This is a genomic window from Candidatus Kirkpatrickella diaphorinae, from assembly GCF_025736875.1.
Lineage (GTDB): Bacteria > Pseudomonadota > Alphaproteobacteria > Acetobacterales > Acetobacteraceae > Sorlinia > Sorlinia diaphorinae.
On the sequence record NZ_CP107052.1, the window covers coordinates 1,248,300 to 1,268,936 of the forward strand.

Genomic DNA, 20,637 nt, shown 5'->3' on the forward strand with positions numbered 1-20,637 from the left:
AGCACCGAAATGTCTGAACGTGATGCCCCTTATCAAGGGCGGTCGCCCCGCCAACGGCGTCGATATGCCCGCAAGTCCCATCGCCTCTGGATTATGCTGCTCTGCCTGATCTGCCTCGCGGCGGCTTCAGCGCTTATATTGCGGGCTTTCTCATCTAACATCGTCTTTTTTATGGCGCCATCTCAAGCGCTTGAGCACCCGCCACGTCCCGACCAGTCGATCCGCCTGGGGGGCATGGTGGTCGCCGGCAGTCTCAAGCGCTATGTCGGGCCGGACGCCACGCCGGTCAATCAGTTTGCCGTGACAGACGGGCAGAAAGCCGTCACGGTGATTTATTGCGGCGTTCTGCCTGACCTGTTCCGTGAGGGTCAGAGCGTCATCGCCATTGGCGAGATGACAGCGGATAAAAACCTGCAAGCCTCTGAAGTCCTCGCCAAACATGACGAAACCTACATGCCGAAGGAAGTCGCTGAAGCTTTGCGCAAAAGCGGCAAATGGGACCCGCGCTTCGGTAAACCACCGCGTGCGGAGGAATGGGACACGATGACAGAATCCCAGGCCCGAAAGTCGATTGCACAGGCTGAACATGCATCTCATTGATCTTCTGCATCGTCTCAGCTTCGGCGCTGAGGCCGGGCATTATACTTTGGCGCTCGCCTGTGTCGCGGCATTCCTGCAATGCGTGATTGGCCTTTGGGGTGCAGGGCGCGGCGATGCCCGCCTGATGCGTTTCACCTCGCTGCTGGCAGTGGCGCAACTCGTCGCCCTGCTTCTTGCGTTCCTGGCATTGATATTCAGCGCCGTCACAGATGATTTCTCAGTCCGCAATATCGTTGAGAATTCGGCGCGTGACAAACCGCTTCTCTATAAGATAACCGGGGTCTGGGGTAATCATGAGGGGTCCATTCTCCTCTGGGCACTGATATTGGCTTTTTGCGGCATGTCCGTCATTGCATTCGGACGTCATTTGCCGAGCCGTCTCAAATCCCGCGTCATCGCGATATTGGGCGGCGTGTCGACCGGCTTCCTGCTTTTCTGCGTGACGACATCCAACCCGTTTGATCGCATCAACACCACGCCACCTCTGGACGGGTTCGGGATGAATCCGCTTCTGCAGGATCCCGGGCTCGCTTTCCACCCGCCTGTTCTCTATGCCGGATATGTCGGATTTGCCGTGCCTTTTGCCTTTGCGGTCGCGGCGCTGATCGGTGGGCGCGTTGATGCGGCCTGGGGGCGATGGGTGCGGCCCTGGGCGCTGGGTGCCTGGTGCTTCCTGACCTGTGGCATCGCCATGGGCTCCTGGTGGTCTTATTATGTTCTGGGCTGGGGCGGATACTGGTTCTGGGACCCGGTTGAGAATGCCTCCCTCATCCCTTGGCTGGCCGGGACGGCGCTGGTCCATTCCGCCATCGTGGTTGAGAAACGTGAGGCGCTGAAAGTCTGGACGATCCTCCTCGCCATCGCGACATTCTCATTTTCCCTCTCCGGGACGTTCCTCGTCCGCTCGGGCATTCTCAACTCCGTTCATGCCTTTGCCAATGACCCGGCGCGGGGGGTGTTTATCCTTCTCCTTCTGGCCCTCGTCATTGGCACCGCCCTCGCCCTTTTTGCCTGGCGCGCGCCAAATCTGGTGGATGAAGGGCATTTCATGCCAGTTTCGCGGGAGGGGGCGTTGATCCTGAACAACATCCTGCTCTGCACCATCTGCGCCATTGTCCTTGTCGGGACGATGTATCCGCCTTTTACGCAAATTCTTACGGGCAGGACATTATCCGTCGGCAAACCGTTTTTCGACGCCACCACCATCCCGCTCATGCTTCCCCTTATGGCCGTGATGGTGGCCGGGCCGCTCCTCTCCTGGAAGCGCGGATGGCTCCGCCCAATCTTCAAGCGTTTACGCTGGACGTTACTGCCGCTCATCCTCTCGGCCGTGCTGGCATCGAGCCTCTTATCCGGACTCCTCCCGACGATCTGTGCAATATTTGCCGTGTGGCTGATACTGGGCAGCCTCACCGACATTGGAGGCCGCGTGGCGCTCGGCACGTTCTGGCGAAGTCGATGGCAGCGCCTGCGCCACCTCCCCCTCTCAAGCTGGGGCACGGCTTTGGCGCATATGGGCGTCGCCATCACCGTGCTAGGGATTACCGGCATGTCGCAGTCACAGCAGAAGATCACGGAAATGGCGGAGGGCGCGCATGTTGCTTTCAGCGGCTATGAATGGACGCTCGGCAATATACGCCAGCAGAAAGAGAAGAATTTCGACGCGTTGATTGCAGATGTCGTCGTCACGCGTCACGGGCATGTCGTCACAGTGCTTCATCCGGCCCGGCATGTTTTTACACGTCAGCGTCAAATAGTGACGGATGTGGCCATTCACACAAATATGCTTCAGGATCTTTATTGTGTGCTGGGCGACGCGCGGGAGGAAAAGGATGGGCAAATGCGTTTTATTTTGCGCCTGCACGTCAACCCCCTTGCGCCGTGGATCTGGTTGGGCGGGCTGGTTATGGCGATAGGCGGCGTGCTCTCCCTTTGTGATCGACGCCGACGTTTCGGCGCGCCGCAACGCCGTTTGAAGTGTGATGCGGCGGTGACGATATGACGCCCGTTCAGAAACGGCGTCTCGTCATGTCGCTTCCCATCCTGATCGCTCTTGCGATGGGTGGCGGGTTCTGGGCGATGCTGTCGGGCATGCGTGAGGGGCGCTTTGACCCACGTGCTGTCGAAACGCCCGCGACAACGAGGCTGATCCCCGATTTTGACCTGCCAGGACTGATGCCGGACGAACCCCGTCTGCGCCGCGCCATTCTGAAGATGCGGACCAAACCAGTCCTGATCAATTTCTTCGCCTCCTGGTGCATCCCCTGCATCACCGAATTGCCCGAACTTCAAAATCTAGGTCACGATGTGACAATCTGGGGCATTGCCTATAAAGACCGGCCTGAAAATGCCCGCGCCCTTGTACTGCGCAATAACAAGCCCTATGAAATGACAGCGCAGGATGTGGGTGGGGATTTCGGGATCGAGATGGGGATCAATGGCGTGCCGGAGAGTTTTCTGGTCATGCCCGACGGGCGCATCATTTGGCATGATTCAGTTCCCATCACCTCGGAAACAATCAGGAATGTCATTCGCCCTCTGCTGAAAGCGGTGCGATGATACGCCGTTTCCTGCTGATTTGCCTCCTGTTGATCACGATCTCCCCGACCTTCGCGGTCGATGATCCGCGGGAACTCCTGCCCGATCCGACGCAGGAAAGGATGGCCGAAAAGATCGATGCGGAACTTAGATGCCTTGTCTGCCAGAACGAGTCGATTGAGGATAGCTCTGCCTCTCTGGCGCGTGACCTGCGCCGTGTCGTGCGTCAGCAAGTCGCACAGGGGAAAAATCGGGACGATATCCTGGCCTGGATGACAAGCCGCTACGGGGATTTCGTGCGCCTCAAACCGCGCCTGACGGCCGCGACGGCGTTACTCTGGTTGACCCCCTTCGTGGCCCTCGCGCTCGGACTTTTCCTCGCCAGCCGGATCTTCCGCCATCGTAAGGAAACGACGCCTTTGACGGAAGAAGAACGCGCCCGCCTGGAGATCCTGCTGCAAAGCCGTGCGCCCACAGACCATGGCGGCGGCGAGGCCTAAAAATGACGATCACGCTCTACATCATCCTGACGCTTTTATGCCTCTCACCTTTATTGCTGGGACTGCTGAAACGCCAAAGACGGGAAACGGTCCCTTCCACCGCGGATTCCGAACAGGCCTTTTATGCCGCGCAACTGGACGCAATTGAGGAGGAAAAACGCGCACGGCACCTTCATGACGTCGAGGCCAGGGATATGCAGATGGAAATTGCGCGGCGTCTTTTGCGCGCCAACACCACAGAGCGTGGCCCGTCTCAACCCGTCTCCTGGCGGGTGATCGCCGCGATTTCCCTCCTTCTCCCAACGTTCGGCACCGCTTTATATCTCTATAAAGGTGAGCCAGGTTACGGGCCGCAATCAGCGTCCACCCCGCAAAACGAGATTGACCCGCAAATGCGCCCCGTTATCGCACGGCTTGAAAAGCAGGTCGCGGTCATTCAGCCGGATGACCCTGCTTATATCAAACTGCACCTTCTTCTGGCGGCTGTGCGTGAGAAGCAAAATCGGCCGCTGGAGGCTTTGGCCCTGTATCGGGCGGCGCTTAACGTCCAATTTGAGGCGCTTCTCGCCATTCACGTTGCGGACCTTCAGTCACAATTGGATAACCGCATCAATGCGCAAAGTTTGCGACTTTATGAGCGCGCCCTGGATGCCGCCCCGAAGGATGCGCCCTGGCGTCTGGAAGTGGAGAAACGCATCGCCCAAGGCGAGCACGACACGCAGCCCACGCCATGACGCGCTCTAAAACCAGCGGTAAAAACCGTGGTGCCGTCCTCTTCAAAAACCGCTTCAGGCCGCGCGCTCAAAATAATGTTGTGGAGGCACGTATTTTCCTCTGCCCTGTCTGCCATGAGGAGATACGGCAATCGGCGGAGATCTGTCCGCATTGCCGCAGTCGGCGCATCTTCGGCCCGACATATTGGGAAAGTGGTATCGCGATCGGGATTGGCATGGCGGCAGGTCTATTTTACAGCCTGGCAATTCTCGATCGCGTCTCATGGGTATTTCCATGCGCGGCCCTCGGAGCTCTGGTCGGGTTTTATGTGGCGCAGATACGTTTCGACGGTGACCGGTGGCGAAGAAGGTCGGATAGCTGACAGAGATCGCGATCAACGTCGCTTCTCCAAGCTGCATGATCGGTTAGAACTGCACGAATGGCAGGCTTCGGAGTTCAGTTCGGACCGTTTCCAAGTCGGGCATCTATGCCGCTCATTGTGCCTCGACGGGTGAACGCGACATGAATGCGCGGATCGCTTCGATTTCAGGGGAGAGCCGTTTCATTTTCACGCGCCGTTCCCGCATGACGGACAGTCAATGCGTCATCGCCGTGCAAATATTCCATTTTATTTTTCATATCGACGATATGGGAAACGACTTCCGGGATTTGACTGAGATAAAAATCGAGATGAAAAGGCTTGTTACGCAGCCATATTCCGGCCATCACGCTTAAAAGCCGGGCGGTTTCCGACCCTGGCTTTGGTGAAAAAGCACGTTTTTCCGCAAGATCGAATTTTTCCCAGGCGAGGATTTCCGTCGCTCGTGCACTGAGCCAACCACCTTGAGAAGCTGGCAAGGCACAGAGATAACGCTGATCTTCCGGCATGAAAAATGAATAGCGCCCCGCTTCATTTTCAACCAGATCGACGGGCACGGCGAGGCCGGATGCCGAGGAATCGTGCATTATTATGCCCACCAGCTTGTCTTCACCGGAGATGAAGAAGGCCCTCTCCCGATCGCCTTCATGGAAGATGGCGAGAAGAAGCTTGATGAAGCGCCTGTCCTCGCATGAAGAGAGATAACCTGTCATGGGATCCAACTTGATGACGGAACCGTCATGGCTCATCACGTCATAAAATTTCACATCGATCGGAGTCGAGATGGGGAAACGCCCCATATTGGGGATAAAGAAATGTCGCCTTTTTCCCTCAGCGATATCGGCAATCGTTTTCGCAAAACCTTCGACATTTTTGATTGTCTTTGTTTCGTAGTAATTTCCGTCCTTCACCTGAGCATCGACGATGTCATCTGACTGTATGTAATCAATGTAGGCCTCATTGACGCCATCCATCATCAGGTAATTGCTGTCGACGGCGCTTTTCATATTTAAAGCGACGCCGGAAGGCGCTGACGTAAAGATAGACGTATGAAAAGCCGAACCAACCGGGCCGACAACGATATTATTATTTCTGAATGAGGAAATCTGCTTGTAAACGGAGAGTTGCTCGGGACGGATGATCTCAAAGCCTGATGCCTTTAAATATCTTTCCAAAACGCGTTCATTATCAATCTTGACCGTCCCGCATACGAGCCGGGACCGGGAAATATAAATATTCCTGTCCTTGAGAAGCGTCTCCCCTTCAAGCCTCTCCATGGCGCGATCCCCAAGCGCGTGACAATATTCCGCCATGCGACGGTAACTATAACCATGCTCTGCAAAAGCTGGCGCAGGGACGATGAGTTTGCGGATGCGGATGGGATGATCGGGACAGATGAAGTCATCCTTCGTCAATCCCAGGAGATTGAAGAGTTCAATCGCCCATCGAAACGTGAAAACTTCATCCAGGCCACGCGCGCATCGCACGAGCAGTTTTTCATTTTTCCGGATATCCTTGATTGCCCAGAGGCGGGATATGAATTCGGTGATGAAATGCCCGTATTGATCATGAATGTGGCCCGCGAAAATCGCCGTCTCGATGACAGGATAGGATCTGGCAATGACCGGGTCAGTCCAGATCGGCTGGCCTTTAAGAATTGAGGGAGATTTATGATAGAAAGCGGTTTGCGGGATGAGATATCCCTCCCGCGTGAACACACCCATGACACCGTCATAATGGCCGTGCCCACAAACATAAATGGCATCTGAGAAAGAAAAGATTTCAGGATCAGAATAAAACTTCATCCCCGCACGTTTCGGGAAACTGGCTTTTTTGATCTCAGTCATGCGCATTTCATTCTCTAAATATATCAGATCTTCAAATATATTCGGAACTCCCCCTCTCCCCTTCCACTCAGCAAGATTGAAAATTCAGACAATTTTCATCTAAGGTTGTTTTTACAATATCGTCAATGCATCAACAAGATATGATTGTTGCATCAAACGCCTTGTGAATTTTACATTGTGCAAACGCACCGTTCAACAACATATCGTTCGATGGGGTCACGGGCGCAGCATCAGGGCATGGGTGCACAGCGTCTTCTAAGCCCCTATGCTGTTGATGCGGCGTCGCGATGAATTTCGCCGTCATCATCCCCGTTTCCGCCCGGCCTCTCATCCATAAACCCGACCTTCCCGGCTTTTCGCGGACGGGCGGCGTATTCATCTCGAAATCATGAATTTCATTTCATCAAAGCTTCACACACCGTCACGTCGACGCTGAATAAGTTGAGGGGCGTTCACGACCTCCTAAAGGAAAATCCGGAGATGAAGCCTCGCAAGCGGCACCGCGTTTTCACCTTGCCCCTTTTCTGTTCACCCCTCGCCCTGATGTATGAAAGTGCCGATGCCGCTGGCAGGAAACATCAACCCGATACACGGCAACACCCCGCACGCTCTCACACGGCGGCGAAAATGAGATCCGTCAATGCGCCCACCGCGCCGGAGCAGATCGTCGCGACCGCGCGTCGTGTGTGCTCCGAGCAGACGATTGGTCGTATGCAGGCACAGCGCATTCTGCCCGGAATAAGCCCTGTCAAAGCGCTACAGATACTGCCGGGCGTCGTGTTCAATAATGCCGATCCCTGGGGAAATAACGAGCAGAATGCCTCGCTCTTTATCCACGGTTTCAATCAGAACCAGCTTGGCTACACGATGGATGGCATTCCATTGGGTGATCAGGCTTACGGGAATTATAACGGCCTATCGCCGCAACGCGCCATCATCAGTGAGAATGTGCGAAGCGCAACTGTCGCCACCGGCTCAGGCGCGCTTGGCACGGCGTCAACTTCCAATCTTGGCGGCACGCTGCTCTTCACGTCGCTGGATCCGAAGACCCGTTATGGCGCCCAGCTTGACCAGAGTTTCGGGAGTTTCTCCACTTTCCGCACCTATGCGCGGCTGGATACCGGCACGTTCGGCCATGGAAACACGGCCTATATTGCCTGGGCGCGTCAGGATGCCCGCGCATGGGACTTTGCCGGTCATCAGGGGGGCCATCAGGTCAATCTGAAGTTTGTGCATAAAGGCTCAAGCGACAAATTCACTTATTTTTTCGATTGGTCCGACAAGGTTGAGCCGAATGAAGATGGGATTGTGCTCCCGAGCGGTTACGGCACGTATGTGCGGCCCTTCACTTATCCTGATTTTAATTATGCAAAAACCTATCTCAATACACCCGCCTACCGACAGGCCGGTCTGAATTACCGCAATTATTACTCCGCCGCGCAACGGCAGGATTTTCTGACTTATTTCAAGTGGCAGCATGATTTCAGCCGCCACCTGCACTGGGATAACAGCTTTTATTACCATCACAATCTTGGCGAAGGTGTTGTCGCAGGCCCGATCAGTGCCGCAGGTCTGCCGACTTTGTTCAGCGCCTATTTCCCGGATCAGAATGCCGGACAACTCAGCAATGTGTTTGGCGGGTCCGGCTACGCCACCCGCACGACGGAGTATTGGGATAATCGCGGCGGCGTGATGTCGACGCTGCGCTACCATCTCGGCCGTCATGATATCGAATTAGGGGGCTGGTATGAGCGGAATAACAACACGCAGGCGCGGCGCTGGTATCCGCTTGAGGCCGATTACCCGACGACACCCTACGCGCGTCAGCAAAATGCGCTGATCAATCAGTACACGAATTATTTCTACACAAATAGCTGGATGACCCGCCTTCAGGATCGCTGGAAAATCTCGGATAAATTGACGCTTCTGGCGGGGTTCAAATCTGAACTGGTCTACACAAAAGGCACGCTGCCCGTCGCGGCCCGGCCGGGCTCACTCTCTCCGGCGACATCCATCACCGTGCCCGGGGGCCGGATTGCGGCGGTGAAGCCCTTCCTCCCCTCCTTCGGCGCATTGTGGAATATCACGCCGCATGAGCAGTTTTTTGCGAATATTCAGGAGAATATGCGTGCTTTTCAGGCGGCAGGTTATGGCAATGCCACGCCCTGGGGTTCAACAAGCCAGGCCGCTTTCGAAAATTTCCGGGAGAATGGCAAGGTTGAAACCTCATGGACCTATGAGACCGGCCTGCGCACCCATCATCGCTTGCATATCGGGCCACTGACGGATATTTCCGCACAGCTTGAATATTATCATGTGCATTTCTCAAACCGGCTGGTGGCCATCGCCTCAACCCAGAGCCTGTCCTCCATTATCGGTGCCGCGACGACCTTGGCGAATGTCGGCTCCGTCTCAACCAATGGCATGGATTTTTCATTCACCGCGCAGTTAGGTCCGCATTTTTCGATTTATAACGGCCTCTCTTACAATAAATCAGTGTATAATGATGATTATACTTCCGGCCATTCCACGATCCGCATCGCGGGACGCAATGTCGCAGGGCCGCCGGACTGGACCGAGAAATTTGTCGTGACCACAAATTGGGGCCGTTTTTACGGCCAGTTGATCGGTGATGTCATGGGCAAACGTTATACGACCTATATGAACGACCTCTGGGCCGCGCCAAATGCGCAATTCAGCATGAATGCCGGTTACACCATTCGGGGCATCCCGCATGTGCCGTCACTGCGCGTCCAGGGCAATATCACCAACCTGACCGGCACACGGGGCTGGACGACGGTTAATGTGGATCAGGTTTCCCGACAGTTTACAGCCTACCCCATCGCCCCGCGCATGTATTTCCTGACACTCAGCGCTCAATGGTAAGGAATAATAATATGCTGACACGTCGTCATGCCCTCCTCCTCGGCATTGCCGGGATGTGCGCACCTTCCTTTGCCGCACCCTCCCTCGCGCCGCGCCCCCTGGTTTTCGCGCATCGCGGGGCCTCCGCCCTGCGGCCGGAGCACACGCTGGCATCCTATGCGAAGGCGATGGAGGACGGGGCCGATTACATCGAACCTGACCTCGTCATGACAAAAGATGGCGTCCTCGTTGTGCGCCATGAAAGCAATATCATCGACACGACGGATGTCGCTTCACGACATGAATTCGCTGCACGCAAGCGCACCCTTGTCATAGACGGCATCACCGAGACAGGCTGGTTCACCACCGATTTCACCCTTAAGGAACTCAAAACGCTGCGCGCGAAGGAACGCCTGCCGCAGATCCGTCCGCATAATACGCGTTATGATGGGCAGTTTGACATTCCCACCTTTGAGGAGGTGATTGATTTTGTCGCTGCCGAATCCGCCGCACGCGGCAAGATATTCGGGCTGATCCCGGAGATCAAAAATTCGACGCATTTCCACCGCCTCGGCCTTGACCCTGAAACGATATTTCTGGAGACCATTGCGGCCCATCAATATACGCGTCACGCCCCGCTTGAACTCCAATCCTTCGAAACCGGCAATCTCAAGGCCATCGGCAGAAAAACACGCGCCATCAACCCACAGGCCCGCGTCACGTTCCTAATGGGCGCGCCGGATGAATTACCGCCTGGCCTTATGGGGAAGCCGAATGCCATGAATTTCGGCGCCTTCATGACGCCCGCCGGGCTGCAGAAAGTGCGCCGCTTTGCCGACGTCATCGGCCCTTCCAATGCGGACCTCATCCCGCGCAGAAAAGATGGGTCCTGGGGCAGGCCGACATCTCTCATCACGGATGCGCATGAGGCGGGGCTTCTCGTGCATTCCTACACGGCACGACCGGAAAATTCTTTCCTCCCGAAGGAATTGCGCAATGGCGCCGCGCCGGAAGCCCGCAATCCTGAGGGCATGATTGCCGAGGTCAAACGCTATCTCGATATGGGTCTGGACGGCTTCTTCACAGATGACCCGGCTTTAGGACGGCTTGCCGTCGATCGGCCTGGCTGAATCCGCGCCGTGTCGCGCTTTTAGACTCCATCCGCGCACGCCACGCGACGCCCCGCAACATCTCTCGGGGGCGCGTATCGTCCCCCTTCCCTTCAGGCGGCAGTACGCGCCCCCGAAATCGGCAATGCAAAATAACGTTCAGGATCTGCTTTGCCCCTTTGAGCTTGGCTTGGGAGCAGGTATGAGAAAAATATGTCCGCGCCGCCAACCCTTTTTCAGCGCTTCTTTCCGACGACGCTGCTTGATCGCTACGTCCTCAAGCAATTGGCGTTAGGGCTGACGGGCATCACGACAGGCGCCATCGCGTTGATCTGGCTGATGCAGTCACTGCGCTTTGTCTCCCTCGTCGTGGATCGCGGGCTTTCGCTGCGGGTGTTTATCGAGCTGACCGGCCTGATGATTCCGTCATTCCTCGCTGTCATCCTGCCGATCACCACTTTCCTCGTCATTCTCTTCGGTTATCAGCGTATGACGAGTGACCGGGAAACCACCGTGATGCAGGCGGCGGGGCTTTCCGCCTCTCAAATGGCGCGGCCCGGCGTCATCTGCGCCACCATCGCGACCGTACTCTGCTATCTGCTCAATCTCTGGATTGTCCCGACTTCCTATCATTCCTTCAAGAAATATCAGTTCGAAATCCGGAACCGCCTTGCCGCCTATCTGATCCAGGAAGGTGTTTTTACGCCGCTTTCAAAAGATATGACGGTCTATGTGCGCAGTAAGGACCGTAATGGCCAGTTACGGGGCATTTTTGTCGAAGATGACCGCCTGCCGCAAAGCCATGCCACAATTCTGGCGGAATATGGCTCGATGATCGTCGTCGACGATGTGCCACATGTTGTACTTTATAACGGCTCGCGACAGGAAATCGACAAGCATAATGGAAGGCTGGATGTCTTGACCTTTAAGCGAAATCTCATTGACCTCACTTCCAAAAATCACACGGCGCGGCAACCGCGGGATGCGGGGGAAATGTCGATTTCGGAATTATTAAATCCTGAAAATGCCAGTGTCAGCCCCCGCGACCGCGGTAAATTCGCGGTCGAAGCCTGGAAGCGCCTGACATCCCCCCTGACCGCGCTTTCTTACGGGATGGTCGCGCTTTTCACCGTCCTGAGCGGTGCCTTCTCGCGTCACGGTAACGTCAAGCGGCCCTTTATCGCAATCCTGACAGTGGTGGCGATGATCGCCCTCAACCTTCTGCTGCAGAATCTGACAAGCCGCAATTTACAGCTCGTCCCCCTGATGTGGCTCGTCGCCGGGCTGCCCGCCGCCTTGTGCGCCGGGCTGTTATTCGGGCCTGAACTCCGGCAGCGTTTACGGCCCCGTCTCTCCTGACATGGCGGCAGCTTCACCCCCTTCCGCGCACCGTGTCGGTGTCTCCGTCACGCTTGCCCTTTATGTCGGGCGCTCTTTCACCTGGGTTGTCATTGCCATGGTTCTGGCCCTGACCGGGCTGGTTTCACTTTTCGATTTTATTGACCTGCTGCGACGTGTCTCCACAAAACCTGACGTGCCTACCACCCTCGTTTTTGAGATTGCAGGGCTGCACATTCCTTATTTCATGATTCTCATCATGCCTTTCGGGATTCTGCTCGGCGGTATCGTCTGTTTCTGGCGCCTGACACGTACATCGGAATTGATCGTCGCCCGGGCGGCGGGCATTTCCGCCTGGCAGTTTCTGACGGCGCCCCTCGCCGCGGCGCTGCTGATCGGCGGGCTGGGCACGACGGCAATTTCGCCCCTCTCATCTTTCATGTTCCGCCAGGCTGAACTCCTGGACCAGACTTATCTTCAGACCGGTGGCGGCCCCCTGACATTTAACGGCACCAATCTTTGGCTGCGAGAGGCGGAACCGGATAAAGGCGTCGCCATCATCCATGCTGAGAATGTCCACCGGGAAGGCGTGTCGCTGCGCCTCGGGACCGTCTCGATTTTTCGTCTGGATGACCGTGACCACCTGATTGAACGCCTGACCGCCAGCTCCGGCCGCCTCATTGAGGGTTTCTGGGCGCTTGAAGGCGTGTCGATGGTGCGGCCGAACCACCTGCCGGACCAGATCGGCAACACAAAAATCCCGACCAGCCTGACATTAGGCCGGGTTGAGCAGAGTTTCGCCTCGCCTGACACGCTGTCAATCTGGGCGCTTCCCCGATTTATCCGGCTGCTTCAGGCGTCCGGTTTTTCAACGATCCGTCACAGATTACATTTCCAGACACTCTTGGCGTTGCCGATACTTTGTGGGACGATGGCCCTCGTCTCTGCCGGGTTTTCAATGCGCCCAACGCGGCGCGGCGGTGTCGCGCGGATGCTTGGCTCCGGCGTTGCTGCCGGGTTTGCCTTGTTCAGCGTTTCCAAGATCGCGGCCCAGTTTGGCGAATCGGGGGCACTGCCGCCCCTTCTTGCCGCGTGGGCGCCGACAATTGCCGGTTTGTGTCTCGCTGTGGCGCTATTGCTACATTTGGAGGATGGTTAATGGCGGGTAAGCGGCGCAGAAACGGGCACCGGCGGAGAAATCTCGCCGCTGTAGCCCTGTTGGGCGGCGTCGGGCTGACAACGCATGACAGCGCCAAGGCAGGCGGGATGCGTCGGGAGCCGGGGCCGAAAGTCAATATCGGCAAAACCTCCTCCTCAAGTGAGCCCGTCACTTACCTCGCTGATCACGAATCCTACACGAAAGATGGCGTCGCCACCTGGTCCGGCAATGTTCAGGTCTGGCAGGGTGATCAGGCTATGCGCGCCGATAAGATCGTTTATGACCGGAATTCAGGCATTATGCGCGCGATGGGCCATATCGCCATGATCGAGCCCGATAACAGCACGATTTTCACCAATACGCTGGAATTGAGCAATGGCATGCATAATGCCATTGCGCGCGGCATTTACATCCGGATGCAGGATAACGCCAAAATCGCTGCGAACGGAATGAGAAGGACGGATAGCCGGATCAATGACCTCAGCAAGGTGATTTATACGGCGTGCAAAACCTGTGAAAAAAATCCGGACAAACCACCTTTCTGGCAAATCCGGGCTTATGACGCCAAGCAGGATTCGGAGCATAAAAGGATAGAATTCTCCCACGCTTATCTTCAGTTTTTCGGGGTGCCTGTCTTTTATTTCCCGTTATTTTCCATGACGGACCCGACCGTGAAACGGCAAAGCGGCTTCCTCATGCCCGGTATCAGCCCGCATGACCGCTATCTCGGCACTTACGCCACCATCCCCTATTACTGGGTCATTAATGACTCGCAGGATATGACGGTGCAGGCCCTCGTCTCCACGCGTACCGGCCCGCAGATCAGCGCGCAATATCGAAATAATCTCCGCTTCGGGAAGATCCGCTTTACGGGCGGCGTTGCTGATGCGACCCGTCACAACACGTCCTTCCTGAACTTCCTCGATAATCGGACGGAAAGCACAAGCACGACAGGCATACAGGGTTATGCGCGCGGTAAGGTTGATTTCGTCATTAACCGCAACTGGCGCGCCGGGGCTAATGTCAATGTTGCCTCTTCAGCAAATTACATGCGCGACTACCGCATCACCGGTTACGGTAACGAAGTTCTTGCCTCTGACGGGTTTGTCGAAGGCTTCGGCGTTGGGTCCTGGGCGCGCCTGGATGCGCAGCTTTATCAGGGGCTGAATCAGGGCGTCATTCAAAACGCGCAATTGCCTTTTGTGCTGCCTCGTTTCAGTTATGGCTTTCAGGCGCAGCGTGATCCGCTCGGGGGTGTCTTCTCGCTGAATACGACGGATTTCGTTGTTTACCGCCCTGAAGGTGTCAATACCGATCGGGCGCAAATCCGCCTCAATTGGGATCGGCCTTTCCATAACGCGCTCGGGCAGGAATGGCTGTTTACATTGCGTCTCGATGCGGCAGGGTATCAGGCCAGCCATTACCGTCAGCAACCCCTTTATGCACCGATCGGCGGCACGCACACGTCAGGCCAGTTCCTCCCCACAGCGGCGCTGAAAGTCAGCTGGCCTTTCATGCGCAGTTTCGCGCACGGCGCCGGGGTGCAGATCATTGAACCGATCGCGCAGATCATCGCATCCCCGACACGGTTTTATAAACCGACCAGCCTCATCCCGAATGAGGACAGCTTCCAATATGAGTTCACGGACAGCACGCTCTTTTCCCTCAACCGTTATAACGGGACGGATCGGCTTGATAGCGGAGTACGCGGTAATATCGGGCTGCATGGCAATTGGACATGGCACGGGCACGTAATCGATTTCCTCGTCGGGGAGAGCATTCAGAGGTCAATCGACCCTTACCGCTCACCTTATGACGGGCTGGGACATCACTTATCGAGCCCGGTGGGCCGCATCCGGCTGAGCCCCAACCGCTTTGTCGATCTGACAGTGCGCGGCCGTTACAACCCTTACGGGAAGCCCTTTGATTACGGTGAAGCCCTGTTGAATACGGGGGTTAATCACTTCCACGTCAATGCGGGCTATATTTACGAGCCCATCACACCTTATTACCTCTATCAGCAGAATTACCGCTTCAATCAGGTTTCACGCGCGTACTCCACCCCGATCAGCGAAATCACCGCCGGGGTTAATGGCGATTATGGTCATTATCACGCATCCGTTTACGGGCGTCGCTCGTTATCACGCAAGGAGTTCGTCAGTATCGGCGGCGATGTCGGTTACGCCAATGATTGCTTCGGCTTGGACGTTATGTTTATCAAACAATATACTTTCATTGGGGGGCAGCAGCGCAATACGACGGTGCTCTTCAATTTCACTCTGAAAACCATCGGAACCTTCGGGATAAACGGCTGATATTGATCGTGACCTTCACACTCCATAATTTCCGTCGTCGCTCTTTGAGAGGCATGTCTCACAGTCTGATCGCGGTCAGCCTTCTGAGCCTCAGCCACATCACCCCCGCCGACGCCGCGCATGGCCGGCACGCCGCGACAAAGCATCGCGCCGTCAAGAAGCTCGACGCCGCGGCACCTCCGGAAGCGCAGATCATCGGCACTATCAATGGCCAGGTTCTGACCGAGCGTGACGTCGAAAATCGCGGCCGCCTCTTCGCCCTCTCGACCGGTTTATCGATCAGCCCCGAATTGATGCAGCGCCTGCGCCCCCAGATCATCCGGCAACTGGTTGATGAGCGCATCAAAACGCAGGAGCTGTTGAAACGGCACATCAACATCCCGCCCCAGCAGATCGCCGACACGATCCGCAATATCGAAGCCCGGAACGGGATGCCAACCGACGCGCTGCGCAGCCGCCTGCGCAATGATGGCGTTTCCCTGTCGACACTGATCGACCAGATCCGCGTTCAACTTGGCTGGATGACGATTTTACGTCAGGAAGTGGGCGGACGGGCGCGCATCACCGCACGGGAAATTGAGCAGCGTGAAGCGGCGCTTAAAGCTGAGGAAGGGCGCCCGCAATATAATGTCAGTGAGATCTTCGTCCCGGTCGCTGACCCGCGTCACCCGGAGCCGGAACTGGAATTTACCAAAACCATCATCGCCGAGCTCCGGAAAGGCGCGCCCTTCCCCATTGTCGCGGCCCAATTCTCCCGCGCGCAGACGGCTTTGGATGGGGGTGCTCTCGGATGGGTTCAGGAGGATAGTCTCGACCCGCCTGTCGTCGCCATTGTGCGCGCCATGCCGATCGGCGCGATCTCCAACCCCATTCAGGTGGCAGGGGGTTATGATATCGTGACCGTCCATGCTCGGCGCACGGTCGGGCATCAATTGGCGAATCTGGTCACGTTACGTCAGGCTTTCTTCCCTTTCACCTCAGCTTTGAACCCGCGGAACCCGACTGAGCAGCAGAAACAGGCGCTTGACCGGGCCACCAGCGCCGTCAAACGCGTGCGCGGCTGTGACGCCATGGAGCAGCTCAATAAGTCACTGGGGGAGAAGCGCCCCTCTGACCCCGGGAATGGGTCCAGCCTTGTCCTTGACCGCATGAATGAGCAGATGAAATCCGTCATCAGTCATCTCGGTATCGGCGTCCCCAGCAAACCGCTTGTCTCCCCGGACGGGATTGCGCTGATCATGGTTTGCGCCCGAGAGCAGAAAAACGTTGCGCAGCAATCACCCAGCGAAATCGCGGATAATCTGTTGAATGAACGCGTTGAACAAGCCTCTCGACAGCTCGAGCGCGATCTGGAACGCCGTTCCGTCATCAAACTGCGCCCGAACGCCCATGCATCCGCGCATTAATTTCGGCTTCTGTAAGGTCTGATCGGTCTGTGACGAACGCCGCGACTTTCCCGCCACTGCGCCAGGCGATGGAGCAGCATGGTCTTTCACCCCGCAAAAGCCTGGGGCAGCACTTCCTCCTCGACCCGTCCATTGTCGCGCGCATCGCGCAGCTGGCGGGCCAGCTTGACGGTGTGACCGTAATTGAAGTCGGGCCGGGCCCCGGCGGACTGACGCGCGCGCTGCTTCAGACGGAAGCCGCTCAGATCTTCGCTGTGGAGATTGACGCGCGGGCCATCCCGATCCTCGAAGATCTTAAGACCCATGACCCGGATCGTCTGCATATAATCCAGGCGGATGCGTTGAGGCAGGACATGGCGACGTTCGGGTCCGCCCCAAGGCAGCTCGTCGCAAACCTGCCTTATAATGTCGGCACCAAGCTTATGGTTAACTGGCTGGCACAGGCGGCCATGTGGCGTCGTATGACGTTGATGTTTCAGCGAGAAGTGGCAGACCGCATCTGCGCGCAACCCGGGACGGCCGCTTATGGGCGGCTGAGCGTGTTGGCTCAGTTCTGTGCGTCGTGCAGCATTGTCATGCATGTGCCCGCCGGTGCCTTCACGCCCCCACCCAAAATCGATTCAGCGGTGGTGGATATCCGACCCCATGCCGAACAGCCTTCAGCATCATTATTCCGTGCTATGGGGCGGGTGACCGCCGCCGCCTTCGGCCAAAGGCGCAAAATGTTGCGCAGCGCGCTGAAAACCCTCCATGGTGAGACGCTTCTGGACCGCGCCGACATTGACCCCTCGCGCAGGGCCGAGACATTGAGCGTCGCAGAGTTTACGCAACTCGCCACCTTATTGTGCGACATGGAAAGCGGGGCAGCGTAGGAAGCGGTTACGAAAACCCTTTCTGTCGGCCATTGAACGCCGTGCTCCCGCTTATTTTTCCTTCGGCGGGCTTGCATCCCGCATCATGTAGTCACGGGTCAATGGCACGGCGTTGATATCTCTCGTCAATTGCAGCTGAAAATTCATGTGGCCCTGCAATCGAAAAGCCAGCTCCGCACCGGTGAGATAGAACTCAAACATCCGACAGAAACGCTCATCATAAAGCGCGCGGATTTTATCGCGATTTTTGCTGAAGCGCACCCGCCAGGCGGAGAGCGTCTTAGCGTAATGAAGGCGCAATATCTCACAATCGGTTAGCCAGAGGCCGGAACTTTCAATGCTGGGCAGCACCTCACTCAATGCCGGGGAGTAGCCGCCGGGGAAAATATATTTATTGATCCACGGATTGGTTGAGCCCGGCCCGTCCGACCGCCCGATCGCATGGATAAGCGCCACTCCGTCCGGATTGAGGCTGCGCGCGACGGTTTGAAAAAAGGCGTCATAATGATTGATCCCGACATGCTCAAACATGCCGACCGAAACGATGCGATCATAAGTTTGCTGCGATTTGCGATAGTCGCGAAGCTCGAACTTCACCTGGTTTTCAAGCCCGGCCTCCTGCGCGCGCTGACGTGAAACCTCCAATTGCTCCCGCGAGAGGGTGATGCCCGTCACATGGGCGCCGTAATCCTTCGCCAGGGTCAATGCCATCCCACCCCAGCCGCATCCGATATCCAGCACCTGCAAACCTGGGCGATCCAGTCGCAATTTCGCGGCGATATGGCGCTTTTTTGCGGCCTGCGCTTCCTCCAGCGTCATATCATCGCGCTCGAAGTAGGCGCAGGAATATTGCATGTCGTCATCAAGAAACAGCGCATAAAGGGCGCGATTGAGGTCGTAATGCTGCGCGATATTTTTCCGCGCGCGGACGAGCCCGTTAAGCTGACGCACGCGGCGGGTCATATAACGCCCGTAAGCTTCGAGGCGGTTCAGGAGGTGATTGGATGACCGCATATTATCCATCAGCACGGTCAGGACATCTTCAAGGCTGCAATCAACGGCTTCAATCTCGCCATTCATCCAGCTTTCACCAAAAGCCAACTCGGAATTCAGCAAAAGGCCACGAAGGGCGGAGTCGGCATTAATGCGTATCGTGGCGGTGCGTCCATTCTCCTCACCCTTGAACGACCTGGCCGTGCCATCCGGAAGGATGACCGTCAGCGCGCCCGCCCGAATAAACGCTTTGAGAATTTTTTCCAGAAGAAACGTCATCGTCGCCCCAATTCCTGTCAGCTTGGTTGCCCTTATGAGAAACCGAAGCGAAATCCCCGTCAATGCTTATGGAAAAAAATTTCGTGCCACTGATGATTGAGGTGGTTTCATGTTTTGGACAAATATTCGTTAATGGGGCGTGCCGTCATACTCGGATCTCATCATGCTACTTTTGTGCAATTCATGCATAAGAGTGTATGGACAGGGAAACAGGCCGGAAAATCATCGTTATGCACCACCCGTGTCGCATGGGGCGGGCATAAGCGCGCAATTTTGCATCTTAACGCAAAAAACCCGGCGAAAGAGATCGCCGGGTTTTCCACAAAATCACGATGGTGGTGTGATCAGCTTTCGGAAACGTCGCTGACTTCTGCCGTGGCTTCCGCCTCGGCAACCACTTCACCTTCTTCAGCATGCACTTCCGGCTCTTCAACCTCATCATGCTCAGGCCCGATAACTTCGCCTTTCGCCTGACGCTCAGCCTCTTCTTCGGAACGCGCAACATTGACCGTGACGGAAATCGTGACTTCCGGATGAAGCACAACCTGTACCGCCACAAGTCCCAGCAATTTGATCGGATGCGGCAGCACGACCTGCGTACGCTCAACCGTCAGACCGGACACGGTGATCGCCTCAGCAATATCGCGTGAGGTGACTGAACCATAAAGGCTGCCACTGTCGCCAGCCTGGCGGATGATGACAACCGCCAGACCATCCATACGCTCGGCAAGGCGTTCCGCCTCTTCACGCTTTTTGAGGTTCAGCGCCTCAAGCTGCGCGCGGTCCGTTTCAAAGCGCTTGCGGTTTGTCTCATTCGCGCGCAGGGCCTTGCCCTTCGGCAGCAGGAAGTTGCGCGCATAACCGGGCTTGACGCGCACGACATCGCCCATCTGGCCGAGATGCGCAACGCGTTCGAGGAGGATCAATTCAATCTGTGACATGATGTGCCCCTCAGCTCATGACGTAAGGCAGAAGCGCCAGAAAGCGCGCGCGCTTGATCGCCTGGGCGAGTTCACGCTGCTTCTTGGCGGAAACCGCCGTGATGCGGCTCGGCACGATTTTGCCGCGCTCGGAAAGATAGCGGCTGAGCAGGCGCACATCCTTATAATCGATTTTCGGCGCATTTTTGCCGGAGAACGGACAGGATTTGCGACGCCGGTAAAAAGGACGACGTGCCCCAACGGCCATGCGACGCGCTGCGGGATTCACTTCATTTGTTGTGTCTGTCATGAGGCTTACTCCGCATCCATGTCGGCGTTTTCACGCGCGCGATATTCTTCACGGTCATCACCGCGACGCCCGCCGCGGCCGCTCTCAAAGCGCCCTGACGGCTTGTTGCCACCGGCACGGAAACCGCCACGATCACCCCCGCGATCCTCGCTTTTGCGCGACAGGATCGGCGAAGGTGCCTGGTCAATCGCATCGACACGCAGGGTCAGGACGCGCAGGACATCCTCATTGAGGCTCAGTTGGCGCTCCAGCTCCCGAATCAGTTCGGGCTGGGCATTGAGGCCGAGCAGGACATAATGCCCCTTGCGGTTTTTCTTGATGCGGTAAGCGAGGCTGCGAAGGCCCCAGAATTCGCGCTTTTCGATCGACCCACCGCCTTCAGTCAGCAGCTTCTCGATCTGTTCAACAATTCCCTCAACCTGCGCCTGAGAGATATCGTTACGTGCAATCAGCACGCTTTCATATAATGGCATTGTGACTCCCTTTGGATTGC

At 56.6% G+C, this 20,637-nt stretch carries 18 protein-coding genes; 13 read left to right on the forward strand and 5 right to left on the reverse strand.

Annotated elements, in window-relative coordinates:
• Positions 1-9 precede the first annotated feature (9 nt).
• Genes ccmE through N5W20_RS05635 form a run of 6 tightly spaced genes read left to right on the forward strand, consistent with a single transcriptional unit; the run spans position 10 to position 4,734 of the window.
• Positions 10-600: a cytochrome c maturation protein CcmE gene (gene ccmE, locus N5W20_RS05610; protein WP_319806190.1), complete on the forward strand. Its 591-nt coding sequence runs from the start codon at positions 10-12 to the stop codon at positions 598-600.
• Positions 587-2,602, forward strand: coding sequence for a heme lyase CcmF/NrfE family subunit (locus N5W20_RS05615; RefSeq protein WP_319806191.1), 2,016 nt, complete (start codon positions 587-589; stop codon positions 2,600-2,602). The genes ccmE and N5W20_RS05615 overlap by 14 nt, the downstream gene beginning before the upstream one ends.
• Complete coding sequence (locus N5W20_RS05620) at positions 2,599-3,159, forward strand: redoxin domain-containing protein (RefSeq protein ID WP_319806192.1); 561 nt, start codon at positions 2,599-2,601, stop codon at positions 3,157-3,159. The genes N5W20_RS05615 and N5W20_RS05620 overlap by 4 nt, the downstream gene beginning before the upstream one ends.
• Positions 3,156-3,638, forward strand: a complete 483-nt coding sequence (locus tag N5W20_RS05625) for a cytochrome c-type biogenesis protein (RefSeq protein ID WP_319806193.1) — start codon at positions 3,156-3,158, stop codon at positions 3,636-3,638. Before N5W20_RS05620 ends, N5W20_RS05625 begins: the two co-directional genes overlap by 4 nt.
• A 2-nt stretch (positions 3,639-3,640) precedes the next feature.
• On the forward strand, positions 3,641-4,372 hold the full coding sequence (gene ccmI / locus N5W20_RS05630; RefSeq protein WP_319806194.1) for a c-type cytochrome biogenesis protein CcmI: 732 nt from the start codon (positions 3,641-3,643) through the stop codon (positions 4,370-4,372).
• Complete coding sequence (locus N5W20_RS05635) at positions 4,369-4,734, forward strand: hypothetical protein (RefSeq protein WP_319806195.1); 366 nt, start codon at positions 4,369-4,371, stop codon at positions 4,732-4,734. The genes ccmI and N5W20_RS05635 overlap by 4 nt, the downstream gene beginning before the upstream one ends.
• Positions 4,735-4,898: 164 nt before the next feature.
• Here N5W20_RS05635 and N5W20_RS05640 read toward each other — a convergent pair whose 3' ends face one another.
• A complete protein-coding gene (locus N5W20_RS05640) occupies positions 4,899-6,578 on the reverse strand; it encodes a glycosyltransferase family 61 protein (protein WP_319806196.1) in 1,680 nt (559 codons plus the stop codon).
• Positions 6,579-7,058: 480 nt separating this feature from the next.
• On the opposite strand from N5W20_RS05640, the gene N5W20_RS05645 reads away from it, so the two are divergent.
• The 7 genes from N5W20_RS05645 (at position 7,059) to rsmA (ending at position 17,642) form a co-directional block, all read left to right on the forward strand.
• Entirely contained in the window at positions 7,059-9,464 is a 2,406-nt protein-coding gene (locus tag N5W20_RS05645; RefSeq protein ID WP_319806197.1) for a TonB-dependent receptor, read from the forward strand.
• A gap of 11 nt (positions 9,465-9,475) precedes the next feature.
• On the forward strand, positions 9,476-10,573 hold the full coding sequence (locus N5W20_RS05650) for a glycerophosphodiester phosphodiesterase family protein (RefSeq protein ID WP_319806198.1): 1,098 nt from the start codon (positions 9,476-9,478) through the stop codon (positions 10,571-10,573).
• Between the two features lie 192 nt (positions 10,574-10,765).
• A complete protein-coding gene (lptF, locus tag N5W20_RS05655) occupies positions 10,766-11,911 on the forward strand; it encodes an LPS export ABC transporter permease LptF (protein WP_319806199.1) in 1,146 nt (381 codons plus the stop codon).
• A 1-nt stretch (position 11,912) separates the two neighbouring features.
• Positions 11,913-13,049, forward strand: a complete 1,137-nt coding sequence (lptG, locus tag N5W20_RS05660; RefSeq protein WP_319806200.1) for an LPS export ABC transporter permease LptG — start codon at positions 11,913-11,915, stop codon at positions 13,047-13,049.
• Complete coding sequence (locus tag N5W20_RS05665; RefSeq protein WP_319806201.1) at positions 13,049-15,364, forward strand: LPS-assembly protein LptD; 2,316 nt, start codon at positions 13,049-13,051, stop codon at positions 15,362-15,364. The genes lptG and N5W20_RS05665 overlap by 1 nt, the downstream gene beginning before the upstream one ends.
• A 53-nt stretch (positions 15,365-15,417) precedes the next feature.
• Positions 15,418-16,770, forward strand: a complete 1,353-nt coding sequence (locus tag N5W20_RS05670) for a peptidylprolyl isomerase (RefSeq protein WP_319806202.1) — start codon at positions 15,418-15,420, stop codon at positions 16,768-16,770.
• 68 nt (positions 16,771-16,838) lie between these two features.
• Positions 16,839-17,642 carry a 16S rRNA (adenine(1518)-N(6)/adenine(1519)-N(6))-dimethyltransferase RsmA gene (rsmA, locus tag N5W20_RS05675; RefSeq protein ID WP_319807844.1) on the forward strand — a complete coding sequence of 268 codons (804 nt, stop codon included), beginning with the start codon at positions 16,839-16,841 and terminating at the stop codon, positions 17,640-17,642.
• 51 nt (positions 17,643-17,693) lie between these two features.
• Here rsmA and N5W20_RS05680 read toward each other — a convergent pair whose 3' ends face one another.
• The 4 genes from N5W20_RS05680 to rpsF form a co-directional block, all read right to left on the reverse strand.
• Positions 17,694-18,914: an SAM-dependent methyltransferase gene (locus N5W20_RS05680; RefSeq protein WP_319806203.1), complete on the reverse strand. Its 1,221-nt coding sequence runs from the start codon at positions 18,912-18,914 to the stop codon at positions 17,694-17,696.
• A gap of 344 nt (positions 18,915-19,258) precedes the next feature.
• On the reverse strand, positions 19,259-19,855 hold the full coding sequence (rplI, locus tag N5W20_RS05685) for a 50S ribosomal protein L9 (protein WP_319806204.1): 597 nt from the start codon (positions 19,853-19,855) through the stop codon (positions 19,259-19,261).
• 10 nt (positions 19,856-19,865) lie between these two features.
• Positions 19,866-20,144, reverse strand: a complete 279-nt coding sequence (rpsR, locus tag N5W20_RS05690) for a 30S ribosomal protein S18 (protein ID WP_319806205.1) — start codon at positions 20,142-20,144, stop codon at positions 19,866-19,868.
• A gap of 5 nt (positions 20,145-20,149) precedes the next feature.
• Positions 20,150-20,617: a 30S ribosomal protein S6 gene (gene rpsF / locus N5W20_RS05695; protein ID WP_319806206.1), complete on the reverse strand. Its 468-nt coding sequence runs from the start codon at positions 20,615-20,617 to the stop codon at positions 20,150-20,152.
• Between the last annotated feature and the right edge of the window lie 20 nt (positions 20,618-20,637).